This window comes from Micromonospora sp. S-DT3-3-22 (genome assembly GCF_015354745.1).
GTDB classification, from domain to species: domain Bacteria; phylum Actinomycetota; class Actinomycetes; order Mycobacteriales; family Micromonosporaceae; genus Micromonospora; species Micromonospora wenchangensis.
On record NZ_JACGMO010000020.1, the window covers coordinates 1 to 24,078 of the forward strand.

Consider the following 24,078-nt stretch of genomic DNA (forward strand, 5'->3'; position numbering starts at 1 on the left):
GGCGCTGCGTTATCCGCAGCGGGGGACCGGCACCTGGCGGACGGCTACCGCCCAGGGTGCGGTGGCCGGGCGCGGCGGGCAGCTGCTGCGCTACCGGGTGGCGGTGGAGGGCGGCATCGACGACGTCGACCCGGAGCGGTTCGGTCGGGAGGTGGCGGTGGTGCTCGCCGACCGCCGGGGCTGGACCGCCGACGGCCGGTGGCGGCTGCAACGGGTCGGCGGCGACACCCCGGCCGACTTCACCGTGCTGCTGACCACCCCGGTCACCCGGGGTGAGCTGTGCGGGGACACCTCCGACCGGTACACCTCCTGCCGCAACGGCGACCGGGTGGTGGTCAACGTGGCGCGCTGGGCCCGGGGCGTGCCGGACTTCCGGGGCGACCTCGGCACCTACCGGGCGTACGTGCTCAACCACGAGGTGGGGCACCGGCTGGGCCGGGGGCACGAACGGTGTCCGGCGGCGGGCGGGCCGGCGCCGGTGATGCAGCAGCAGACCCTCGGCCTGCACGGCTGCCGCCCGAACGCCTGGCCGATGGTGGGCGGCAGCCTGCTCACCGGCCCGGCCGGCGAGTACGACGACCCGATCCCCTCCGACGGCTGACCCGGCCTCCGGGCGGGCGTTGATCGGCTCAGGTGGGCCGATGTTGCGCTGTCCCGGGCGGGCGAAGGCGCATCATCGGCCCCGTTGCTTCGCGTCCCGTCCGCTCAACGGCGGGGGAAGGACGCCCAGATGTTCTTGGTGCGGTCGGTGGCGTACCAGCCGACCTTCAGCGAGACGGCCATGGCGATCTGGAGTCCCCGGCCCCCGGCCCCCATCGGGCGGGTGTCGGCCAGCTCGGGGATGCTGCTGAGGTCGTGGTCGGCCACGTCGAGGATGAGCGAGTCGTCGACGGTCAGTAACCGGACGATAGTCGGCGGAATGCCATGCTTGAGGGCATTCGTGGCGAGTTCGGTGGCAACCAGGACGACCAACTCGGGGACCTCGTCCATCCGTTGACCGTCGAGGAGCCGCTCACCGGTGAGGGCCTCGTGCAGGGAAGCGCGCAGGGTACGCAGGTCGGCGGGATCGGCCAGTTCCCACCGTCGCAACTCGGTTGCCTGCGGCGGGGGCGGCGAGGTGAGAAGCTGTGCCATGATCCCGGTTTACCCTACGTAGCGGTCAGCTATGCCAGCCCCGGCTGTCGGGGATTCGTCGCATGCCACCCGCCGTACGGCCCCTCGCGTCGGCCCGGTTCGACGACCCCTGGGCGGCCCGGGGCAGGAGCCCCGTCGGCCCGCCTCCGGCGCCCGGCGGGGTGTGCTTCGGGCCACTGTCCAGGGTGGTGTGCCAGGCGGGGACGGGTGGGGTTCCGGCGTCCCGCCGGGGATCGCAGAAATCATCCGATTCGGGGCCTGCGTCAGCCCTTGCGGTCGCGTAAAGTCCGCAAACTGAACGGGCCATGTCGGCGACGGAACGCCCCGCTAACGGGTGCCCGTCCGCACGGTTGGGCGCATCCCCGCGCCGGCTCGCGGACCGCCTCAGGAAGAGCCATGACCGCCAGTACAAAGACCCCCAAGGTGACCGTCGTGGTCCCGGCGTACAACTCCGGACCGCACATCGAGAAGCTCGTCACCTCGTTGCTGGGCCAGTCGCTGCCCGCCGGTGAGTTCGAGGTCATGTTCGTCGACGACGGCTCGACCGACTCGACCGGTGCCCGCCTCGACGAGCTGGCCGCCGCCCACCCGCACTTCCGGGTGCTGCACATCGACAACTCCGGCTGGCCGTCGCGCCCCCGCAACCTCGGCGTCGAGCACGCCCGGGGCGAGTACGTCTTCTTCGCCGACGACGACGACTGGTTCGGCGAGGAGGCGCTGGAACGCCTGTACGCCTGTGCCACCGGGCACGACGCCGACCTGGTGGTCGGCAAGATGGCCGGGCACCGCCGCTCGGTGCCGCGCGAGCTGTTCCGGCGCAACCGGTTCGACGCCACCCTGGAGAACTCGCCCCTGATCGACAGCCTCACCGCGCACAAGCTGTTCCGGCGCTCCTTCCTCGTCGAGCACGACCTGCGCTTCCCCGAGGGCAAGCGTCGGCTGGAGGACCACGTCTTCGTCACCCGGGCCTTCTTCCTGTCCCGGCGCACCTGCGTGCTGGCCGACTACGTCTGCTACCACCACCAGCGGCGGGTCGACGCCGGCAACGTCACGGCCACCGCGCTGGAGCCCGCCGGCTACTTCGTCAACCTGCGCGAGGCGCTCGACATCGTCGACGCGCACACCGAGCCCGGCCCGCTGCGTGACCGGCTGCACCGGCGGTGGCTGCGCAACGAGATGGTGTCCCGGTTGCGCGGCCGGCGGCTGCTCGACGCGCCCGCCGACTGGGTGGACCAGCTGGTCGGCGAGGCGCAGCGGACGATCCGGGACCGGTTCGCCCCGGGCGTCGCCGCCGGTCTGCCGCCGCTGCAACGGATCATCACCCGGCTCATCGAGCAGGGACGCACCCCGGACCTGCGCCGGCTCGCCGAGTGGGAGGCGGCCGTCCGGGCCGTGCCCACCGTGCAGCGGGTCGAGCGGGACGCCACCACCCTGACCGTCACGCTCACCGCCGAGCTGTCCTTCGGCGACCGGCCGCTCACCCTCACCGCCGACGGCGAGCAGCGGCTGCTGGTGGTGCCGGTGGACGACGTCCCGGCCGACCTGCGGGACGCCACCACCCGGATCAAGCAGTCCAAGCTCGACGTGATCGCCCGGCGGCGGGACACCCGGGAGGAGTTCTTCGTGCCGGTCACCGGCACCGTCGAGCTGGTCCCGGCGGCCGACGGCATGCTGCGACTGGTCCAGCGGGGCACCGCCCGCCTCGACGTCGGGGCGCTCAACGGCGGCCGGAGCAGGGGCACCTGGGACCTCAAGGCCCGGGTCACCTGCTGCGGCTGGACCGAGGACGCCGTACTCCCGGTGGCGTTCCGCTGCGCGGCCGACGGGGCCCGGCCGGTCTCCGTGCCGTACCTGGGCAGCCTGCGTTTCCGGCTGCGGCGGGCGGTGGCCCGCCGGGTGCCCGAGTCGATCCGGCGGGTCATCCGCCGCTGACCCCGCCCGTCCCGTAGCGGGACGTGGACCGGCGCCACCGTGACCCCCGTCACCGGTCGGGCGGCCGGCGTGAAGAACGCGTCAAGAAACCGTGGCCCCCCGTCACGGTCGCGTTATGGCCCCTGTCCGGTCGGACGACAGCGCGTTGTGATTGCCCGGCGTGGCCGGGAGGCGGTCACGCGTACCCGTCCGGTTGGGGGAGTCCGCGTGTCTGACGTGGTGTTCGTGCTGGTGACGGTGGTGCTGTTCGCGGCGCTCACCCTCGTGGTGAGGGGCGTGGAGAAGCGGTGAACGCCGTCAACGCCGTCGGCCTGGTGCTGGCGATCGGTCTGGGTGTGTTCATGGTCGTCGCGCTGCTGTTCCCGGAGCGTTTCTGATGACCACGAGGACAGCCGGCGTCGTTTTCGTGGTGTCCCTGGTGGTGGCGCTCGCCGTCGCGTACCGCCCGGTCGGTGACCACCTGTACCGGTCGGTCGCCGGCACCCGTCAGTCCCGGGTGGAGCGCGGGGTGTTCCGGCTGGTCGGGGTGAACCCGGCCGCCGGGCAGTCGTGGGGCGTCTACGCCCGCAGCGTGCTGGCCTTCTCCGCCGTCTCGGTCCTGTTCCTCTACGCCCTCCAGCGGTGGCAGGACCACCTGTGGCTGTCGCTGGGCTTCGACCCGGTGGTCCCGCACGGGGCCTGGAACACCGCCGTGTCCTTCGTGACCAACACGAACTGGCAGTGGTACTCGGGCGAGTCGACCATGGGGCACCTGGTGCAGATGGCCGGGCTGGCGGTGCAGAACTTCGTCTCCGCCGCGGTGGGCATCGCCGTGGCGGTGGCCCTGATCCGGGGCTTCGCCCGCAGCCGCACCGGCGAGGTGGGCAACTTCTGGGTCGACCTGGTGCGGATCGTGCTGCGGGTGCTGCTGCCGGTCGCGGTGCTCGGCGCGCTGGTGCTGATGCTCGGCGGCGTGGTGCAGAACCTCTCCGCCGGCACCGACGTGACCACCCTGACCGGCGGCGGCCAAAGCCTCCCCGGCGGGCCGGTGGCCGGCCAGGAGGTGATCAAGGAGCTGGGCACCAACGGCGGCGGCTTCTACAACGCCAACAGCGCCCACCCGTTCGAGAACCCCACCGCCTGGACGAACTGGATCGAGCTGTTCCTGATCCTGCTGATCCCGTTCAGCCTGCCCCGGGTCCTCGGCCGGATGGTCGGCCAGCAGCGGCAGGGCTACGCCGTCGTCGCGGTGATGGCCGTCCTGGCGCTCGGCAGCGTCGCCCTCACCACCGGGTTCGAGCTGGCCGGGCAGGGCACCGTGCCGCAGGCGGTCGGCGCGGCGCTGGAGGGCAAGGAGGTCCGCTTCGACGTGTCGGACTCGGCGACGTTCGGGGCCGTCACCACGCTGACGTCGACCGGCGCGGTGAACTCGTTCCACGACTCGTACACGGCGCTGGGCGGGATGATGACGCTGGGCAACATGATGCTCGGCGAGGTCGCCCCCGGCGGCGTCGGCGCCGGCCTGTACGGGCTGCTGGTCCTCGCGGTGATCACGGTGTTCGTCGCCGGGCTGATGGTCGGCCGGACCCCGGAGTACCTGGGTAAGAAGATCGGCACCCGGGAGATCACGTTCGCCTCGCTGTACTTCCTGGTCACCCCGGCCCTGGTGCTGATCGGCACCGCCACCGCCTTCGCCACCGGCAACGACGCGACCGCGTTGAACACCGGCCCGCACGGCCTGACCGAGGTGCTCTACGCGTTCACCTCGGCGAGCAACAACAACGGCTCGGCGTTCGCCGGGATCACCGTGAACACCGCGTGGTGGAACACCGCGCTCGGGTTGTGCATGCTGCTCGGCCGGTTCCTGCCGATCATCTTCGTGCTCGCCCTGGCCGGCTCGCTCGCCCGCCAGGCACCCGTCCCCGCCTCCGAGGGCACCCTGCCGACGCACCGACCACTCTTCGTCGGAATGGTCGTCGGCGTCACGGTGATCCTGGTGGCGCTCACCTTCCTGCCCGCGCTCGCGCTCGGCCCGCTGGCCGAAGGGCTGTGACCCGCATGAGGAACGAGGACATGTCCGTCGCGTCCGTGACCACCGACGACGACCGGCCGGCCGTCGACACCCCCGCCGTCGACACCCCCGCCCCCCGGGCCGGTGGCGGCCTGCTCGACCCCCGGCAGCTGGTCAGGTCCCTGCCCGGGGCGCTGCGCAAACTCGACCCGCGCACCCTGTGGCGCAGCCCGGTGCTGCTGATCGTGGCGATCGGCGCGGCCTTCACCACCGTCCTGGCGGTCACCGACCCGTCGGTGTTCGGCTGGGCGATCACCGGCTGGCTCTGGCTCACCGTGATCTTCGCCAACCTCGCCGAGGCGGTCGCCGAGGGCCGGGGCAAGGCGCAGGCCGCCACGCTGCGCCGGGCCCGGCAGGACACCGTCGCCACCCGGCTGGTCGGCTGGACCCCGGGCGCGCCCGCCGACGCGTACACCGACGAGGCGGTGCCGGCGCCGCAGCTGCGGCAGGGGGACGTCGTCCTGGTCGACGCCGGCGGGATCATCCCCGGCGACGGCGACGTCGTCGAGGGCATCGCCAGCGTCGACGAGTCCGCGATCACCGGGGAGTCCGCCCCGGTGATCCGGGAGTCCGGCGGCGACCGCAGCGCCGTCACCGGCGGCACCCGGGTGCTCTCCGACCGGATCGTCGTGCGGATCACCCAGCGGCCGGGGGAGAGCTTCATCGACCGGATGATCGCCCTGGTCGAGGGGGCCGACCGGCAGAAGACACCGAACGAGATCGCGCTGAACATCCTGCTCGCCGCGCTCACCCTGATCTTCCTGCTGGCCGTGGTCACCCTCCAACCGTTGGCGATCTCCGCCAAGGGCTGGCAGGCCGCCGCCCCCGACACCGGGGCGGTCACCGGCACCGGGGTGACCGGGGTGGTGCTGGTGTCCCTGCTGGTCTGCCTGATCCCCACCACCATCGGGGCGCTGCTGTCGGCGATCGGCATCGCCGGCATGGACCGCCTCGTGCAGCGCAACGTGCTGGCGATGAGCGGCCGGGCGGTGGAGGCGGCGGGGGACGTCAGCACCCTGCTGCTCGACAAGACCGGCACGATCACCCTGGGCAATCGACAGGCCACCGCGTTCCTGCCGGTCGAGGGGGTCACCGCCGACGAGGTGGCCGCCGCCGCGCGGCTGTCCAGCCTCGCCGACGAGACGCCCGAGGGGCGGTCGGTGGTGTCGCTGGCCACGCGGGAGTTCGACCTGGGCACGCCGGAGCCGGATCCGCTGCCGTACGCCGACTTCGTGCCGTTCACCGCGCAGACCCGGATGAGCGGCGTCGACCTGACGCCCCCGGACGCGCCGGCCCGGAAGGTCCGCAAGGGCGCGGCGACGGCGGTGCTGACCTGGGTACGGGAGCACGGCGGCGAGCCGGGCACCGGGGTCGACCGGATCGTCGACGGGATCAGCGGACACGGCGGCACCCCGCTGGTGGTGGCCGAACACGTCGCCGGGGAACCGGCCCGCGCGCTCGGCGTCATCCACCTCAAGGACGTGGTGAAGGCCGGGATGCGGGAGCGGTTCGCCGAACTGCGCCGGATGGGCATCCGGACCGTGATGATCACCGGCGACAACCCGCGTACCGCGAAGGCGATCGCGGACGAGGCCGGGGTGGACGACTTCCTCGCCGAGGCCACCCCGGAGGACAAGCTCGCCCTGATCCGCCGGGAGCAGGAGGGCGGCCGGCTGGTCGCGATGACCGGGGACGGCACCAACGACGCCCCCGCCCTGGCCCAGGCCGACGTCGGCGTCGCCATGAACACCGGCACGTCGGCGGCGAAGGAGGCCGGCAACATGGTCGACCTGGACTCCGACCCGACGAAGCTGATCGAGATCGTCGAGATCGGCAAGCAGTTGCTGATCACCCGGGGCGCGTTGACCACCTTCAGCATCGCCAACGACGTGGCGAAGTACTTCGCGATCATCCCGGCCATGTTCGCCGGCATCTACCCGGGCCTGGACCGGCTCAACGTGATGCGGCTGGGCAGCCCCGAGTCGGCGATCCTCGCCGCGGTGATCTTCAACGCCCTGGTCATCGTCGCGCTCATCCCGCTGGCCCTGCGCGGCGTGCGGTACCGGCCGGCCGCCGCGTCGACGCTGCTCGGCCGCAACCTGCTGATCTACGGCGTCGGCGGCCTCGTCGCGCCGTTCGTCGGCATCAAGCTCATCGACCTGCTCATCCAGTACGTCCCGGGGATCTCGTGATGCGCCTACCCACCTGGCTCGCCCAACACCTCGCCGCCCTGCGTGCCCTGCTCGTGTTCACCGTGCTGCTCGGCGTCGCCTACCCGCTCGCCCTGGTCGCCGCCGGCCGGCTCCCCGGCCTCGACGCGAAGGCCGACGGATCGCTGCTGACCGTGGACGGCCGGACCGTCGGCAGCGCCCTGATCGGGCAGTCCTTCACCGACGCCGACGGCGACCCCGTCCCGCGCTACTTCCAGTCCCGCCCGTCGGCGGCCGGCGACGGCTACGACCCGACCGCCTCCGCCGCCTCGAACCTCGGCCCGGAGAGCGTGCTGGACACCCTCGCCGCCGACCCGCAGCAGTCGACCCGGAGCCTGCTCAGCCAGGTCTGCGCGCGCAGCCGGGCGGTCGGCCTGCTCGACGGCGTCGACGGGCGGCGGCCGTACTGCACGCCCGACGGGGTGGGCGCGGTGCTCGCGGTGTTCCGCGCCGACGGGCTGACCGGCCGGATCACCCGGGTGGTCAGCGTCAACCAGACCGCCCCGGCCACCCCGTTCGTCGCCTCCTGGCAGGGGGTGCCGGTGGAGCTGGCGGAGCCCGGGGAGGACTACCGGGCCGCCGGTGGGCTGGTCACCCCGGTCCGGGGGGACGCACCGGAGCATCCCGCCGTCCCCGCCGACGCGGTCACCGCCAGCGGCAGCGGCCTCGACCCGCACATCAGCCCCGCGTACGCCGAGATCCAGGTGGCCCGGGTGGCGCGGGAGCGGGGCGCGGACCCGGCGGTGGTGCGGCGGCTGGTCCGGGAGCACACCACCGGGCGGACGCTCGGCTTCATGGGCGCCCCCGCGGTGAACGTGCTGGAACTCAACCTGGCCCTGGACCGGAACCTGCCCGCCCGCTGACCCCCGACGCCGGCACCCCCGCCCGGGGGTGCCGGCCCGGCGGTCGCGCCCCCGGGACGGTACGCACAGCGGGAGGATGGACGCGTGCCACGAGGTGAACTGCGCATCTACCTGGGCGCCGCCCCCGGCGTCGGCAAGACGTACGCGATGCTGGAGGAGGCCCGGCGGCGGGCCGGGCGGGGCACCGACGTGGTGGTCGGCCTGGTCGAGACGCACGGCCGGCCGCAGACCGCCGAGATGATCGGCGACCTGACGGTGCTGCCCCGCCGCCCGCTGCGCTACCGGGGCACCGACTTCACCGAGCTGGACCTCGACGCCGTGCTGGCCCGCCGCCCGGACCTCGTCGTGGTCGACGAACTGGCCCACACCAACGTGCCCGGCTCCCGGCACGAGAAGCGCTGGCAGGACGTCCAGGAGCTGCTCGACGCGGGCATCTCGGTGCTGTCGACGGTCAACGTCCAGCACCTGGAGTCGCTCAACGACGTGGTCGCCCGGATCACCGGCACCACCCAGCGGGAGACCGTCCCGGACGCCGTGGTCCGCGCCGCCGAGCAGGTCGAACTGGTCGACATGACCCCGGAGGCGCTGCGCCGGCGGATGGCGCACGGCAACATCTACCGGCCCGACCGGATCGACGCCGCGCTCGGCAACTACTTCCGGGTCGGCAACCTCACCGCGCTGCGTGAGCTGGCCCTGCTCTGGCTGGCCGACAAGGTCGACGACCAGCTCGACCGGTACCGGGCACAGCAGGGCATCTCCGCCACCTGGGAGGCCCGGGAACGGGTCGTCGTCGCCCTCACCGGGGGCCCGGAGGGGGAGACGCTGATCCGTCGGGCCGCCCGGATCGCCGACCGGAGCAAGGGCGCCGACCTGCTCGCCGTGCACGTGGCCCGCAACGACGGGCTGGCCGGGGCGGACCCGGCCCAGCTCGCCCGGCAGCGGGTCCTGGTGGAGAGCCTCGGGGGCAGCTACCACCAGGTGCTCGGCGCGGACGTCCCGGCCGCGCTGCTCGACTTCGCCCGGGGGGTCAACGCCACCCAACTGGTGCTCGGCGCCAGCCGGCGCGGCCGGTTCGCCCAGCTGTTCGCCCGGGGTGTCGGCGTCACCACCACGGCCCGCTCCGGGGCGATCGACGTGCACCTGGTGACCCACCCCGAGGCCGGGCGGGGCCGGCGCGGGGCGGCCATGCCGGCGGCGCTGTCCCGGCGGCGTCGGCTGCTCGGGTTCGCCCTCGCCGGGCTGGGCCTGCCGCTGCTCACCCTGCTGCTGTCGGTGTTGCCGGACCTCACCCTGACCAACGACATCCTGATCTTCCTGGCCGGGGTGGTCGGGGTGGCGCTGGTCGGTGGACTGTGGCCGGCGCTGGTCGCCGCGCTCGGCGGATCGCTGCTGCTGAACTGGTTCTTCACCCCGCCGTACCGCACGCTGACCATCGCCGAGGCGGACAACCTGCTCGCGCTGGGCGTCTTCGTCGCGGTGGCGGTCGCGGTGAGCGGGGTGGTGGACGTGGCGGCCCGGCGTACCCGGGAGGCGGCCCGCGCCGCCGCCGACGCGCAGACCCTGGCCACCGTCGCCGGCAGCGTGCTGCGCGGCGAGCGGCCGTTGCCGGCGCTGCTGGACCGGCTGCGGGAGACCTTCGCGCTGCGCGCGGTCAGCGTGCTGGAACTCGCCCCCGACGCGTACGGCCGGCCCGGCCGCGCCCACGAGGAGGGCGTGTGGCGTCGGGTCGCCAGCGTCGGCGTGGACCCGGCGGGCAGCCCCGGCGCGGGGGAGACCACGGTGCCGGTCGACGAGCGGCTGACCGTGGTGCTCAGCGGTCGCCGGCTGGAGGCCGCCGACCGGCGCATCGTCGAGGCGTTCGCCGCCCAGGCCGCCGTCGCGCTGCGCCAGGAACGGCTCGCCGAGGAGGCGGCCACCGCCCGGCCGCTCGCCGAGGCCGACCGGTTGCGCACCGCGCTGCTCGCCGCCGTCAGCCACGACCTGCGTACGCCGCTGGCGTCGGCGAAGGCGGCGGTGAGCAGCCTGCGCAGCCCCGACGTCGAGTTCGACCCGGAGGACCGGGCCGAACTGCTCGCCACCGCCGACGAGTCCCTGGACCGGCTCGGCCGGCTGGTGGCGAACCTGCTCGACATGAGCCGGTTGCAGGCCGGCGCGTTGGGCGTCACCCGCACCGCCGTCGGGCTGGAGGACGCCGTACCGCTGGCCCTGGACGAGCTGGGGCCGGCCGCCGCCGGGGTGCGCACCGACATCCCCGCCGACCTGCCGGCGGTCGACGCCGACCCGGGCCTGCTGGAACGGGTGCTGGTCAACGTCGTCGCCAACGCGCTGCGGCACAGCCCGGCCGGCCGGCCCCCCACGATCACCGCCAGCGCCCACGCCGGGCGGGTGGAGCTGCGGGTCATCGACACCGGCCCCGGTATCCCCGAGGACCGGTGGGAACACGTGTTCCTGCCGTTCCAGCGGCTCGGCGACCGGGACAACCAGACCGGGGTGGGGCTCGGGCTGGCCCTGTCCCGGGGGCTGGCCGAGGCGATGGGTGGCAGCATCACCCCGGAAACCACCCCCGGCGGAGGGCTGACCATGGTGCTGCGGCTACCCGCCGCCGACGAGAGGCCGGTCCGGTGACCCGCATCCTGGTCGTCGACGACGAACCACAGATCCTCCGCGCGCTGCGGATCAACCTGCGCGCCCGGGGGTACGACGTCGAGGTCGCCGGGACCGGCACGGCCGCGCTGAAGGCCGCCGCCGGCCACCCGCCGGACCTGGTGGTGCTCGACCTCGGCCTGCCCGACCTCGACGGCGTCGACGTGATCCGGGGCCTGCGCGGCTGGACCGGCATCCCGATCATCGTGCTCTCCGGCCGGGCCGGCAGCGCCGACAAGGTCGCCGCCCTCGACGCCGGTGCCGACGACTACGTCACCAAGCCGTTCGGGGTGGACGAACTCCTCGCCCGGATCCGCGCCGTCACCCGCCGCCTCGCCACCTCACCGGCCGACGCCACCGCGACCGCCCGGGTGGGGCGGCACACCGTCGACCTCGCCGCCCGCACCGTCACCCGGGACGACGGCACCGAGGTCCGGCTCACCCCCACCCAGTGGGCGGTGCTGGAACGGCTGCTGCGTCACCCCGGGAAGCTGATCAGCCAACGTCAGCTCCTGCACGAGGTGTGGGGGCCGGAGTACCAGCAGGAGACCAACTACCTGCGGCAGTACCTGGCGCAGTTGCGGCGCAAGCTGGAGGTCGACCCGGCCCGGCCCCGGCACCTGATCACCGAGCCGGGCATGGGCTACCGCTACCGTCCCTGACCGGCGCGCCCGGTCTCAGGCCGCGCCCCGGCCGAGCGCCTCGGCGGCCACCGCCGCGACGACCACCAGGCCGTCGGTGTTGCTCTTGCGGCTGGACCCCTGGATCACCATCACGGCCGACACCAGGTTGCCCCGGGCGAGGAAGGCGTCGCAGGCGACGAAGTCCGTCCCGCTGGCCCGCTCGGTGCGGTAGCAGTATCCGTAGCGCGCCTCCGTACCCGGGTAACTCGGCAGGGTCGCCGGCCCGAGGATGGCGATCGACTCGTCCTGCGACTTGTACTTCTTGCAACTGCCGACGGCCTCCTTCACCTGGGCCAGCACGGTGGTGCCGGGGACGGTGTACGCGTGGGTCGTGTTGCGCACCCACAGCCCGTCGGCGGACCAGGTGCGGGCGTGGCTGGCGTGCACCGGGCCGGCGTCGGCCGCGATGTTCCGGTCGCACACGTCGGTCACCCAGAAGGTCTCCTTCTCGTCTTCCGAAGGCTTACGCGCACCTCCGACGGCCACCAGGCCACCCGGGGCGATCAGCGCGGCGGTCGCCTGCTTCTGCAACGTCGGCAGATCCGGTGCGGCGGTGGTCGGGGTCGAGGCGGCCAGGGTGGTGCTGGTCACGGTCGTCGGCGTCGCACTCGCCGAGGGTGGCGCCGCCGCCGGGTCGCTCTGCCCGCAACCGGTGAGCAGGAGGGCTACGCAGCCGACGACGGCCGCAGCCCACCGTGGGCGATGAGGGGACATGGAGCGCTCCTGTCGGTCGTACGGTGGCAGCATCGTACGAGGACATCACGGAGCGTCGCTGTCCCGCCTCGCTATCCGAGGCTGAGCCCGACCGCCAGGGCGACGACGCCGAGCAGTGGAGGGAGGAGTTGCTTGAGCGCGGTGCTGGCCTTGGACGGTGCCGAGATCAGCAGCACCAGACCGGCGGCGACCATCGACCCGGCGCCGACGAAGACCAGGGTCGCGCCGACGGTGTGCGCGCCCACGGCGTACGCGACGATGCCGACGACCACCGCGACCGCCAGGAAGAGGTTATAGAAGCCCTGGTTGAAGGCGAGCTGCCGGGTCACCTCCGCCTCCTGGCGGCTGGTGCCGAAGACCGCGCGGGCGCGGGCGGAGGTCCAGACGACGGACTCCAGGTAGAAGATGTAGACGTGGACGAGGCCGGAGATTCCGGCCAGGACGAGCCCTGCGACGATCACGACGCTGCCTCCTGCGTTCGGGCGGGCCGGAGATGTCCGCCACCGGCATTCTCCCTGTCCGCTGTGCCCCCGTATCGGCCGGTGGCGGGTTGTCCCCGTGACTCCTACGGTGTGGAGGACAACGTGGGGGAGGCTCAGGTAGATGGTCGACGCGGGTGACGCGGTGCGTTGGCTCCAACTCGCCGCACCCCGCGGTGGGCCGGACGACCTGCCCATGCTGGTGAACCGGGCTGCGCCAGCCATGGACGCCACCGAGATCGTGATCTACCTGGCCGACTACCAGCAGGCCAGTCTCGTACCGCTGCTCGGTGCCGGCCTCGACCGGGGTGAGCTGTCGATCGAGACGACCCTCGCCGGTCGGGCGTTCACCGGCCTCGACGTGCAGCGGGCGGCCGACAGCCCGGACCGGGTCTGGGTGCCGCTGCTGGTCGGGTGCGAGCGGATGGGTGTCCTGGAGATCGTCTCGCCGGTCGCCGGGGACCCGGCGATGGACGAGCCGGCCTGGGAGTTGGCGACCTGCGTCGGTCAACTGGTGGTGAACCGCCGACCGTACGGCGACGTGGTCGAGCGGCTGCGACGTCGGCTGCCGATGCAGGTCGCCGCCGAGATCGTCTGGGGCCTGCTGCCCCCGCTGACCTTCGCCACCGACGACATGCTGCTCACCACCATCCTCGAACCGTGCTACGACGTCGGCGGCGACATCGTCGACTACGCCCTCAACGGTGACGTGCTCAGCGTCGGGCTGTTCGACACCTGCGGGCACGGCATCAAGGCGAGCACCCTGGCCTCCCTCGTGGTCAGCGCCTACCGCAACGCCCGCCGGTGCGGCCTCGACCTGGTCGACACGGCGATCAGCATCGACAGGTGGGTGCGCTCCGAGCACCCCCACCTGTTCGCCACCGCGCTGCTGGCCGAGCTGGACCGGAGCACCGGTCGGCTCCGGGTGATCAACGCCGGTCACCCGGGCGCCCTGCTGCTGCGCGACGGCAAGGCGATCCGGGAACTGCCGGGCCCGACCGCGCTCCCGCTCGGCCTGGGCCACCTGACGACCCACCGCCCCGAGGTGTACGAGGAGGAGCTGCATCCGGGGGACCGCATCCTCGCCTACACCGACGGCATCACCGACGCGCGCGGCGTCGACGGGGAGCGGTTCGGGTTGGAGCGTCTCGTCGACTTCGTCAACCGGGCCCTCAACGACCGGTTGGCGACCCCGGAGACGATGCGCCGGCTGGTGCGCGCGGTGGTCGCCTACCAGGAGGGGCAGCTCGACGACGACGCGACGGCGCTGCTGCTGGAGTGGCGTCCGTCGCGGTCGCCGCTCCCCGACCTGCCCGGGGGTCCGACGCCCGGTCGCTGAGCGACCCGTGCGGGGTGGCCGGCGGTGCCGGGACGACGGGTCACCCGCTCGGATCGGTGTCCCGGTGGCCGGAGCGGGGCACCGGGACGGGGTCGGTCCGCGGGGGCCGGTCGGGCTCGGTGAGCTGGAGCAGGCGGTACATGGTGCGCCGCAGCAGCAGCGCGGCGTCGCCCGGACGGGCGGTCAACGCGCCCGTCACCGCCGCCCGGTCGACCTCGCCGGTCCGGGCGAGCTGGGGCAGCAGCGGCTGGTGCGGGTCCAGCCGGGGCGCGTGGAGGGCGAGCAGGTGTTGGGGTGTTCCGGGGGCGGGCGCCGGCTCCGGGGTGGGAAGGACCAGGGTCCGTCGTCCGACGGCGGCGGCGTAGGCGGTGACGGAGCCGTGGTCACCGATGACATGGTCGGCGGCGACCAGGGGGGCCCGCCAGTCCTCGGTCGGCTCGGGCAGCAGCAGCCCGGCGTCGAGGCACCCCCGGAGCCAGGCGCGGACCTGGCGGTGCCCATGGGCGGCCCAGATCGCCGGGTGCAGCAGCGCGGCGACCCGGTACCGGTCGGCCGGGAGCTGCGTCATCACCTGCGGAAGCAGGTCGGGCCAACGACCGAAGCTGCCGTCCGGGCCCCAGGTGGAGGCGACCACCACGAGTTCCTGCTGCTCACCGAGCCCGAGAGCCCGCCGGTAGTCGGGGCGTCGGGCCAGGCTGGCGACGAGCCGGTCGACGCAGGGGTCACCGACGACCACCGCCGCGCCGACCGCCTCCGGGCACTGCCGTCGCAGCACCTCCACCTCGGAGTCGTGGCAGAGGGCGAGCGCCGCCGGGAGGACCCGCCCGTCATGGGTGAGCCGTTGCGCGTCGAGGCCGTAGACGGGGCGGTCGGTGGGTGCCGGCCCGGCGTCCGGGCCGGACCGGACCCGTTTGCTGCGCCCGGCTCCGTGGGCCATCAGCAGCAGGGGGGCGTGGACCTGGTGCAACCCGCCGTGGGCGGCGGCGAGGCCGAGGTCGAAGCGTTCCCGGACGGCCTGCTGCCAGGGCAGGACGAGCGCGCCGAGCCGGTCGAGGAGCTGGTTCACCTGGTGGTTGAAGACGTCCGGTGCCACCGTGTAGACCACCTGCACCCGAGGATCGCTCTCGACGTGGCCGACGACGTCCAGCAGCCGGTGGCAGCTCGCGACGGTGTGGGTCACGGCGAGTACCGTGCGGCGGACCGACCGGGTCACCCAGCGGTCGGCATCGATGCCGATGGGGGCGGGTGGCCACGCCGACGTCATGGCTTCCCCCTCGACCGTCCTGTCCCTACTGTCCGATCAGGACGGTACCTGCGTCGGTGGCAGGGCGCCGGACCGTACCGCGATTCCCGGGAGCGGCGGGCGGTCCGCGCCACGACGACGGCCGGCCGATTCGCGACGCGGAACGGCCGGGACCGCCGCAACGGTCCCGGCCGCATCGCCTGCCGGCCGGGTCACCCGGCCAGCGGCTTGATCCAGATATTGCGGTACTGGACGGGGTTGCCGTGGTCCTGGAGCCGGATCGCGCCGGCCGCCGGACCCTCGGGCCGGCTGCCGCCGGTCGGGCCGAGGATCTCCACGTCGTCGTGCACGGTGACGCCGTTCCACACCACGGTGACCCGGGGGTTCGCCACCTTGACGCCGGCCGCGTCGTAGCGGGCCTGACGGTACTCGATGTCGTACGTCTGCCAGGTCTGCGGCGGTCGGGCCGCGTTCACGTCGGGCGCCTTCTGGGTGTAGATGGCGGCGGCGTCGTTGTTCTGCGGCGGGTCGATGCCGAACGAGTCGAGCACCTGGATCTCGTAGCGGTCCTGGAGGTAGACCCCGCTGTTGGCGCGCTGCTGGCCGGTCACCTCCGGCGGGTAGAGCGGCAGGTTGAACTCGACGTGCAGCCGGAAGTCGCCGAACGCCTGCACGGTACGCAGGTCGCCGCCGCGTACGGTCATGGTGTTGCCGTCGAGCGTCCACTCCGGTTCGCGCCCGTCGGTGTGCTGCCACTCGGTGAGGTCGCCGCCGTCGAAGAGGGTGATCCGTTCCCCGCGTGGCCGGACGGCGAGCACGTCGAGGTTGACGTGCCCGGAGTCCGCGCTCTCCTTGCGGTACTCGACGATGTTGCGGCCCCGGCGCAGGTGCGCCTTGGTGGTGACGGTGCCCCACTCCTCCCAGGTGACGGTGGAGGGGAAGATCGTCTGTTCGATCCGCTTGCCGTTGACGTACAGGCTGAGCTGTTTCGGGCCGGAGAACGGGTTGGGGCCGTTGCTGTAGCGCATCGCCAGGTCGTAGTTGCCGGCCTCGGGGACGTCGACGGAGATCCGGGTCGACGCGCCGTCGTCGGCGAATCCGGCGGCGAAGCCGGCACCGGAGTAGGCGGCGTGGTCGGTGGCCATCCCGACGCCGACGGTACGGCCCTCCTCGGCCTCGAAGAACGTCTGCGGCTGGGCCACCCGGCCGGGGATCTCGTTGAGCGTGTACCAGGCTTCGGTGTTCCACAGCTGCTCACCGTCGGCGGCGGAGAACGGGCGCGGCGAGCGGACGTGCACCACCCGGTTCTCCTTGAGGCCCGGAATCCGCAGCCGCACGGTGCGCCCGTTGGCCGCCAGCACCGCCCTGGTCACGGTGAGTTTCTCCAGGTCGAGCTTGGGGCCGCCGTACTGGCTGGTCGCCCCGTAGCGCCACTGCGTCACCTGGTACGCCTCGGCGAGCCGGGCGGCGGTCTCGGTCGAGACCGGCTCGGTGTACTCCAGGTCGAACCCGTTGGCGGTGGCGCGCATCTGCTTGACCTCGAAGGTCGAGGTGCCGTTGGGGGTGAGCTTCTGCAACCCGTAGCTGAGTTTGCCCTCCTGGCCCCAGTTGCCGCCGGCACCCACGCCGCCCACGTAGAGCGCGCCGTCCGGGCCGAGGGTGACCTCGTTGACGCCGGCCTCCAGGCCCTGCGTGTGCCGGAACACCGCCCCCTGGTACTGCCCCTCGACCTCGTCGAGGTACACCCGTTGCAGACCGCCGTAGGTCACGTCACCGACGACGAGCTGGCCGGCGTACGGGCCCTGCGACAGCAGCACCGGGCTGGACGGGGAGTTGCCGATCTCGTTCTGCGGCAGCCAGACGATGGGCCGGGTGACCGGCTTGTCGTCGTACGGCCCGTCGGGGGTGGTGTAGTGGTTGAAGAACGCCCCCTGCTGGATCTGGACCAGCTTGGACGCGGGCAGCCAACCGCCCTGGTTGTCGGTGACGAGGACCTCGCCGCGCGGCCCCCAGCCGATGCCGTTCGGGGTGCGCAGCCCACCGGCCACGTACGTGATCTTGCCGGTCCGGGCGTTCACCGTGATCGAGGTGCCCCGGTTGGGCGCGGGCTGCGGCACGGTGGTGGCACCGCCCTGGTTGATCGCGACCGACAGGTTGAGGTGGAAGAACCCGTCCCGGTAGAGCAGGCCGAACGCGAACTCGTGGAAGTTGCCGCCCCACGGCCAGGTGGCGACCGTACGCCGGTCGTCGGCGACGCCGTCGCCGTCGGTGTCGCGCAGCGCGGTCAGTTCGTGCTTCTGGCTGACGTAGACGGTGCCGTCGACCACGGCGACGCCCTGCGGCTCGCGCAGCCCGTCGGCGAACCGGCGGTAGGTGACCTGGTCGGGGCCGGTCGCGCCGGTCGCGCCCGTGGCCACCCAGATCTCGCCGGTGGCGTTGTCGGTGCCGCCCCAGGTGCTCAGCACGAGCGCGCCGTCGGGTCGGAACGCCATCCCGGTGACCTGTGGTCGGAACCCGTCGGGGCGCAGGTCGGTGAGGGTGTAGCCGGGGTGCACCCGGTCGAGCGGCAGGCCGTCGCCGGCCGAGTCGGTGGCCCCCTCGCAGTACTTCCAGCCGGGCGCGGTGACCCGGACGACCCCGGCGTCGGTGCTCAGCGCGGAGGTCGGGACGAGGGTGAAGTCGGCGCTGCCGGGCGGACGCCATTCCAGCCGGAGCACCTGGCCGCCGCCGTCGTCGAAGTGCTCGATGCGCAGCGGGTGCCGGCCGGCGGTGAGGGTGGTCGACCCCTCCTTGGCGGTTTCCCCGTGCAGCCCGTCGTGGTCGACGACGACGGTGTCGCCGATGCTCAGTCGGGAGCCGTCGTCGCTGGTGAGGCGGAAGGCGTAGGCGCCGTCGACGGGTGCGGCGAGGTTGCCGGTGACGTGGCTGACGAACCGGTCGGAGAGCCCGAAGTCGTCGGTGCTGCTCCAGTTGACCTGCGGCATCAGCTTGTCGACGTTCGGTGTCTGGGCGGGCTTGAGGGTGCACAGCGCGGACAGCGGGGTGCCCATGTCGTACGTGCGCAGGGTGACGCCGGGCTCCTGGGGCGGCAGGTCGGCGGCGGGGGCGGCGGTGGCCGGGGCGACGGACCCGGTGGCGAGCGCGGTCGCCAGGGCGGTGCCGGCGGCCACGAGCGCGGATCTGCGCCGCCGGTGCCGCCGGTGCGGGGTGGTCATGGTGCCTCCAGTGGTGGTGGGCCCGGCCGGGGGACCGCGCCACTTTCTCCCGTTGGCGGTCCGGTAGGGAACGCGTCACACCAAAGATTGATCGCAGACACTAGCACTTTGGATCGATTCGGGGAAACTTTTCGATGGTCGTACAAAAGTCGCCCGGGGGCGGGTCGAATCCACCGGCTCGTGGGCTGGTGGGCGGGGTCGGGGTGAGGCACTATGCCCATGGAATCCGCGCAGCTCAAGCCCAGGACTGGTAGGTGAACCGTGCCGCTGCCCCGTCGCGTGGTCGTTTCCGGTGTGGTCGCCACGGCCGTCCTCGGCACGGCGGTGGGCGTCGCCGTCTGGGCCGGCCGGGACGACCCGGCGTACCAACCGCCGACGTCACGCGTGGTGCAGCCCGGCGCACCCGGGCAGCCGGGCCGGCAACTGTCCGGCACCGACCTGTCGCAGGTCTCGCCGCCCGGGTTCACCGCCGCCGACAGCCGTTTCGTGCAGGGCATGATCCCGCACCACACCCAGGCCCTGGCGATGACCGCGCTGCTGCCCGGGCGTACCACCAGCCCCGACGTGACGCTGCTGGCCAAGCGGATCGAGGTGTCGCAGGGCGACGAGATCGCCCGGATGCGCACCTGGCTCGCCGAGCGCAACGTGCCGGCCGCCGGCCCGCACGACGGGGCGGCGCACGACGCGCTCATGCCGGGGATGCTCACCGCCGCCCAGTTCGACCAGCTCAAGCAGGCGCGCGGTACGGAGTTCGACAGGCTCTTCCTCACCGCGATGATCCGTCACCACCAGGGCGCACTGACCATGGTGGAGCAGCTGTACGCCGCCGGCGGCGGCCTGGAACCGGCGAGCGACCAGTTCGCCCGGGAGGTCAACGCCGACCAGGGCATCGAGATCCAGCGCATGCAGCAGATGCTGGCCAAGCTCGGCTGAGCCGCCGCCAGGCGGCGCCGGCCCGGCCACAACGGTCGGGAACGGCCGGGGCCTGCCCAGCGATGCTGGGCAGGCCCCGGTTCCGTGCGGTCCCGTCGGTCCGGCCGGACCGGGCGGGTTACCTGTCGAACTGGTCGATCAGCGCCTGGGCGTCGCGGACCAGCAGGTTGCGCGCCCCGATGGCGTTGAGCGCGCGGGCCTGGTCGAGGAAGGCGGTCAGGTGGGTGACCGCCTCCGCCGGCTGGCCGCCGCTGGCCGCCGCGCCGGCCTTGCCGAGGCTGGTGGTCAGCTTGTCGGCGTTGCCCGCGCTGACAGTGCCGGCGGACCGGTAGCCGCCGACGAGGGCCTGCAGGTCGGCGAAGGACGTCGTGGTGGTGAACGTGACGGACCGGTTGGTGGTGTTACCGGCCTTGTCCTTCGCGGTCACCGTCAGGGTGTGGCTGCCCAGCGGGAGGCCGGACAGGGTGACCGTCGCCCCCCGGGCGACCCGCTTGCCGTCCAGCAGCGCGCTGTCCGGGTTGATGCCGGGCCCGGAACCGGTGTCGGTGACCGTCCAGTCCACCGTCACCGTGCCGGAGTCGCCGTACGCCGTGCCCTCGGTCAGCCCGGACACCTGCACCTCGGGGGCGGTCCGGTCGATCTTGAGCCACTGGCTGCCCTGCCGGGAGGTGTTGCCGGCCCCGTCGACCGCCCGGTACCGCACCGAACCCCTGACCTCGGCACTGATCGTCGCGACGCCGCTGGCCGGCACGTCCACCCAGGTCACGCCGTCGTCGACGGAGTACTGGCCGGTCCACATGCCGGGGATCAGGCCGGTCAGGGTGAGCGTGACGGCATCGGTGTACCAGCCGTTGTTGCCGGTCGGCTCGGCCGGGCCCACCGTGGCGGAGACCCGGGGGTTGAAGGTGTCCGCGAGGTCCACCACGGCCCCGCGGAGCGTCCCGTACGCCGCGGCGTCGAGCCGGTCGGCGAGCGTCCGCAGTTGCGTCTCGGCGGCGAACCGCCTGCCCTCGGCGGCGAACCCGCCGGCCCGGCCCAGGGCCGTGTCGACCTCCGCGCTCAACGCCTGGTCGATCGCGCCGGCCCGGACCAACTGGTCGTGGTAGGCGCGGACGAGCGCGAAGCTCGGCGTCCAGCTGATCTTCGGCTGCCCCTGGGCGTTGAACCCGGCCAGCTTCACCTGGGTGGCGGCCTCGATCTCGGCCGCCGACAGGTGGGCGCTGGGGGTCAGCTTGAACACGTCGAAGCCCCGGGCGATCTCGTTACCGTACAGATTGCCGTTGTACCAGTACGCCGACCAGAAGCCACCCAGCACGAGCGCGCTCGGGTTGACCGGTCCCCGGTCGAAGTACGCGATCTCGTGCGGGTTCTTCGAGTCGGTGAAGTCGAACACCGAGATGCCGCCCTGGTACCAGGCCTGCATCATGACGTCGCGGCCGGGCACCGGGATCAGCGAGCCGTTGTGCGCGACGCAGTTCTCCTGCAACGACTGGGGCACCGGCAGCTTGTAGTAGCTGGCGAAGGTCATCTTCCGGTCGACGATGTCGAAGATGGCGTTGGCGCCCCACTGCGGCAGGTCGGTGTCGCGGCAGCGTGCGCCGCTGCCACCGCCCCACTCGTCGGTGAAGATCACCTTGGTGCCGTCGTTGTTGAACGTCGCCGAGTGCCAGTACGCGAAGTTCGGGTCGGCCACCTCGTCGATCCGCTTCGGGTTCGCCGGGTCCGAGATGTCGATCAGGATGCCGTTGCCCTGGCACGCGCCGGCCGCGAGCCCGATCTCCGGGTACGCGGTGATGTCGTGGCAGGCGTTGGTGTTCGGCGTGGGCGACCAGGTCGACCCGGACGGGTGCCGGGGCGTCACCGGGCCGTTCTGGAGGCCGTCGACCCGACCGGTGACCGGGTCCTGGAACAGCCTCGGCTGGTTCACCACGGCGGCGTCCTGCGGGGCGGCCAGCGGCACCTTGATGACGTCGATCCGCCACCGTGACGGGTTCTCCCCGTCGGCCGCGTTGTTGTTGCAGCCCTCCATCGTGGTCGCCGGCCGCACCGAGGTGGTGCCGGAGACGTAGACGTAGACGTTGTCGGCGTCGCGGGGGTCGGTCACCACGGAGTGCGTGTGCGAGCCACGGCAGAGCTGGACGGCCGCCACCTGCACCGGGCTGCGGACGTCGCTGATGTCGAAGACCCGCACCCCCTGGAACCGGGTGCCGACGTTGGGGTTGGTGCCGCAGTCGACCCGACCCCGGCTCTCCTCGACCGACATGAACAGCAGGTTGCCGTGCACGGAGAGGTCGCCCTGCCCGCCGGGGCAGACGACGCTGGTGACCAGCGTCGGCTCGGCCGGGTCGGCGATGTCGACGATGGTGAACCCGTTGTAGTTGCCCTGGAAGGCGTACCGGCCGCCGAAGGCGAGATCCGAGTTGTAGTACCCGCCGTTGCCCGGGTTCGTCGGGTCGACGAATCCGGCCGGCTTGTCGCGGTGTGCGACGTGTTCCAGATTGCTGATCGCGGACTGTGCGTCGAGCCAGCCGCCGCCGAGGCCGACGCGCGGATCGGGCTCCGCCGCCGACGCGGTGCCGGGGAGCGCGCCGGCCAGCAGCAGCCCGGCGGCTATCAGGCCGAGGGTCCGTCGACCCCGGCGTGCCCTGGTGGTTGGGGGAGTTGTCATGTGTCGCCTTCCGATCGAAGACCAGCCGCGACGTCCACATCGGGAGAAACGCGTCGCGTGAGTAAGGACCGTACCGACGATGCGGTGCTGGTCAAGACGCCCAGGTGAGCTATGTACGTGTTTGCGCGGCAAGCCGTACGCAATTGCTCCCGGGCGATCACGCAGGTCACGACAGTCGTAGGAGCGAGTGCCTCGGTCCTTACGCCAACCGTCGAGTCACCGCCCGCACCCCCGGACGCACCGGGACACCCGGCGGACGTCCGCGAGCGCTCCCGTTCGGATTCTGGCACCGTGGGTACGACGTACCGCGTCGCCGGATGTCCGGTACGCCTTGACGAAGGGGGTTCGGGTGGAATTCACGCTGTCGACCCGCCGGGAGGGGGCCGGCACGGTGGTCGAAGTCGCCGGTGACCTGGACATGAGCACCACGCCCCAGTTGCGCGAACGGTTACGCGAGGTGGTCGAGGGTGGCACCCGGGTGGTGGTGGTCGACCTGACCGGCGTCGGGTTCATGGACTCCAGCGGCCTCGGCGCGCTGGTTGTCGCCTATCGTGAGCTGCGGGAACGCAACGGCTGGCTGGGGCTGGCCGGGGTCCGCCGGTCGGTCCGGACGGTGTTGTCGATCACCTCGGTCGACCAGGTCATCGACATCTTCGACACGGTGCGCGACGCCGAGGCGGCATCCCCGGTGGCGTGAGCATCCTCACCGGGACGAGGCGCTGGCCCGCTCGGTGTCCGCACCGGCGGTGCTGCGGCGCGGCCCGTGGTCGCCGTACCAGTCGACGATCATCAGGGTGGCGTCGTCGGCCAGGTCGGGGCCGGCGGTGGACAGCACCGCGTCCGACAGCGCCCGGACCGCCTCGCGGGGGTGCAACGAGGCGATGTCGCGCAGGGCGGCCGGCAGGTCGAGATTGGCGGCGTTGCGTTCGCGCATCCCGTCGGTGACCACGACCAGCCGGTCACCGGGCCGCAGGACGACCTCCCCGCTGCGGAACCCCGCCTCGGGGAACATGCCCAGCGGAAAGTTGCCGGGCAGCTCCAGCATCGTGGTCCGGCCGTCACGCACCAGCATCGGGGGCACGTGCCCGGCGTTGAGCAGCTCGCAGCGCCCGGTGGGCAGGTCGATCCGGCCCAGCACCGCCGTCACGTACGCGCCGCGGACGTTGGCGTGTGCGGCGATGGCGCGGTTGGCCTCGTCGGCCTGACCGGTGAGGCTCACCCCCCGGCGGCGGGTGTTGCGCAGGCTGCCCACCCCCAGGGTGGCGGTCAGCGCGCTGGCGACCCCGTGGCCCATCGCGTCGGTGACGCTGAGGTGCAGCACGTCCCGGGCCACGCTGTAGTCGAAGGTGTCCCCGCCGACGCTCGCGGCCGGCTCCAACCAGCCGGAGAGGGCGAACGCCCCGGCCTCGCAGGTGAACGAGGCGGGCAGCAGCCGACGCTGGATCTCGGCGGAGAGGGTGAACGGGGTGCTGCGCTGCCCCCACTCGAACAGGTCGGTGTGCCGCCGGTTGGCGATCACCACGAACGCCAACGCGTGCGCGGTACGGGCGACCCGCTCGATCACCTCGGCGTCGGGCTCGTCGGGCAGGTCGATCTCCAACAGGCCGATGGCCTCGCCGCGCTCGGTGACGGGGGCGAGCAGCGTCCACCGCCCGTCGCCGGGAAGCACCCGGGGGACCTGGTGGCGTACCGCCTGCTCGTAGGGGCCGCCGTCGAAGGGCAGCACCTCGGCGAGTTCCTCGCCCTGGAGGCGGCCCGGCCCGGCGGCGCCCGGCTGGTGGGTCAGCCGGACCAGGGCCCGGCCGCTGAGGGCGGCGATCAGCAGGGAGACGCCGAGCGCGTTCAACGCCGTGGCGATCGCCCCGGTGACCGCCTCGACCGCCTCGACCGGCGCGGCGTCCTCGGCCGACTGCAGCATCTCGGCCAGCACGATCTGCTCGCTGTCCTCCACCCGTCGAGGATATGCACTCCC

General features: G+C 73.0%; 18 protein-coding genes. 11 read left to right on the forward strand and 7 right to left on the reverse strand.

What is annotated here, in order from left to right; all coding sequences use genetic code 11:
* Positions 1-4: 4 nt before the first annotated feature.
* Positions 5-601: a DUF3152 domain-containing protein gene (locus tag H1A17_RS08345; RefSeq protein ID WP_375372799.1), complete on the forward strand. Its 597-nt coding sequence runs from the start codon at positions 5-7 to the stop codon at positions 599-601.
* A gap of 104 nt (positions 602-705) precedes the next feature.
* Here the strand turns inward: H1A17_RS08345 and H1A17_RS08350 are convergent, their stop codons facing one another.
* Positions 706-1,134: an ATP-binding protein gene (locus H1A17_RS08350; protein ID WP_145917662.1), complete on the reverse strand. Its 429-nt coding sequence runs from the start codon at positions 1,132-1,134 to the stop codon at positions 706-708.
* Between the two features lie 396 nt (positions 1,135-1,530).
* Here H1A17_RS08350 and H1A17_RS08355 point away from each other — a divergent pair, with 396 nt between their 5' ends.
* The 7 genes from H1A17_RS08355 (at position 1,531) to H1A17_RS08385 (ending at position 11,494) form a co-directional block, all read left to right on the forward strand.
* Complete coding sequence (locus tag H1A17_RS08355; protein ID WP_145917663.1) at positions 1,531-3,066, forward strand: glycosyltransferase family A protein; 1,536 nt, start codon at positions 1,531-1,533, stop codon at positions 3,064-3,066.
* Positions 3,067-3,353: 287 nt separating this feature from the next.
* Positions 3,354-3,443, forward strand: coding sequence for a K(+)-transporting ATPase subunit F (gene kdpF / locus H1A17_RS08360; RefSeq protein WP_067312053.1), 90 nt, complete (start codon positions 3,354-3,356; stop codon positions 3,441-3,443).
* A complete protein-coding gene (kdpA, locus tag H1A17_RS08365; RefSeq protein ID WP_145917664.1) occupies positions 3,443-5,098 on the forward strand; it encodes a potassium-transporting ATPase subunit KdpA in 1,656 nt (551 codons plus the stop codon). The genes kdpF and kdpA overlap by 1 nt, the downstream gene beginning before the upstream one ends.
* A 20-nt stretch (positions 5,099-5,118) precedes the next feature.
* Positions 5,119-7,308, forward strand: a complete 2,190-nt coding sequence (kdpB, locus tag H1A17_RS08370; protein WP_145917665.1) for a potassium-transporting ATPase subunit KdpB — start codon at positions 5,119-5,121, stop codon at positions 7,306-7,308.
* Positions 7,308-8,189 carry a potassium-transporting ATPase subunit C gene (locus tag H1A17_RS08375; protein ID WP_194821556.1) on the forward strand — a complete coding sequence of 294 codons (882 nt, stop codon included), beginning with the start codon at positions 7,308-7,310 and terminating at the stop codon, positions 8,187-8,189. Before kdpB ends, H1A17_RS08375 begins: the two co-directional genes overlap by 1 nt.
* Before the next feature lie 84 nt (positions 8,190-8,273).
* Entirely contained in the window at positions 8,274-10,814 is a 2,541-nt protein-coding gene (locus H1A17_RS08380; protein WP_194821557.1) for a DUF4118 domain-containing protein, read from the forward strand.
* Positions 10,811-11,494, forward strand: coding sequence for a response regulator (locus tag H1A17_RS08385; RefSeq protein WP_145917668.1), 684 nt, complete (start codon positions 10,811-10,813; stop codon positions 11,492-11,494). Before H1A17_RS08380 ends, H1A17_RS08385 begins: the two co-directional genes overlap by 4 nt.
* Before the next feature lie 15 nt (positions 11,495-11,509).
* Here the strand turns inward: H1A17_RS08385 and H1A17_RS08390 are convergent, their stop codons facing one another.
* The gene (locus H1A17_RS08390; RefSeq protein WP_194821558.1) at positions 11,510-12,106 is read right to left on the reverse strand and encodes a hypothetical protein; all 597 of its coding nucleotides are present in this window, start codon (positions 12,104-12,106) and stop codon (positions 11,510-11,512) included.
* Positions 12,107-12,300: 194 nt separating this feature from the next.
* Positions 12,301-12,690, reverse strand: a complete 390-nt coding sequence (locus H1A17_RS08395) for a DUF1304 domain-containing protein (protein WP_194821559.1) — start codon at positions 12,688-12,690, stop codon at positions 12,301-12,303.
* 142 nt (positions 12,691-12,832) lie between these two features.
* Here H1A17_RS08395 and H1A17_RS08400 point away from each other — a divergent pair, with 142 nt between their 5' ends.
* Complete coding sequence (locus H1A17_RS08400; protein WP_145917671.1) at positions 12,833-14,047, forward strand: PP2C family protein-serine/threonine phosphatase; 1,215 nt, start codon at positions 12,833-12,835, stop codon at positions 14,045-14,047.
* Between the two features lie 40 nt (positions 14,048-14,087).
* Here H1A17_RS08400 and H1A17_RS08405 read toward each other — a convergent pair whose 3' ends face one another.
* Together H1A17_RS08405 and H1A17_RS08410 are read right to left on the reverse strand one after the other, a co-directional pair.
* A complete protein-coding gene (locus H1A17_RS08405; RefSeq protein ID WP_194821560.1) occupies positions 14,088-15,227 on the reverse strand; it encodes a hypothetical protein in 1,140 nt (379 codons plus the stop codon).
* Positions 15,228-15,502: 275 nt separating this feature from the next.
* Positions 15,503-18,505: a family 16 glycoside hydrolase gene (locus tag H1A17_RS08410; RefSeq protein WP_194821561.1), complete on the reverse strand. Its 3,003-nt coding sequence runs from the start codon at positions 18,503-18,505 to the stop codon at positions 15,503-15,505.
* 261 nt (positions 18,506-18,766) lie between these two features.
* On the opposite strand from H1A17_RS08410, the gene H1A17_RS08415 reads away from it, so the two are divergent.
* A complete protein-coding gene (locus tag H1A17_RS08415) occupies positions 18,767-19,438 on the forward strand; it encodes a DUF305 domain-containing protein (protein WP_145917674.1) in 672 nt (223 codons plus the stop codon).
* Positions 19,439-19,556: 118 nt separating this feature from the next.
* On the opposite strand, the gene H1A17_RS08420 is transcribed toward H1A17_RS08415, so the two are convergent.
* Positions 19,557-22,106, reverse strand: a complete 2,550-nt coding sequence (locus H1A17_RS08420; RefSeq protein ID WP_228543153.1) for an LVIVD repeat-containing protein — start codon at positions 22,104-22,106, stop codon at positions 19,557-19,559.
* 349 nt (positions 22,107-22,455) lie between these two features.
* Between H1A17_RS08420 and H1A17_RS08425 the strand changes: the two genes are divergently transcribed.
* A complete protein-coding gene (locus H1A17_RS08425; protein ID WP_194821562.1) occupies positions 22,456-22,803 on the forward strand; it encodes an STAS domain-containing protein in 348 nt (115 codons plus the stop codon).
* Between the two features lie 6 nt (positions 22,804-22,809).
* On the opposite strand, the gene H1A17_RS08430 is transcribed toward H1A17_RS08425, so the two are convergent.
* Complete coding sequence (locus H1A17_RS08430) at positions 22,810-24,057, reverse strand: PP2C family protein-serine/threonine phosphatase (protein ID WP_145917677.1); 1,248 nt, start codon at positions 24,055-24,057, stop codon at positions 22,810-22,812.
* Positions 24,058-24,078 lie beyond the last annotated feature (21 nt).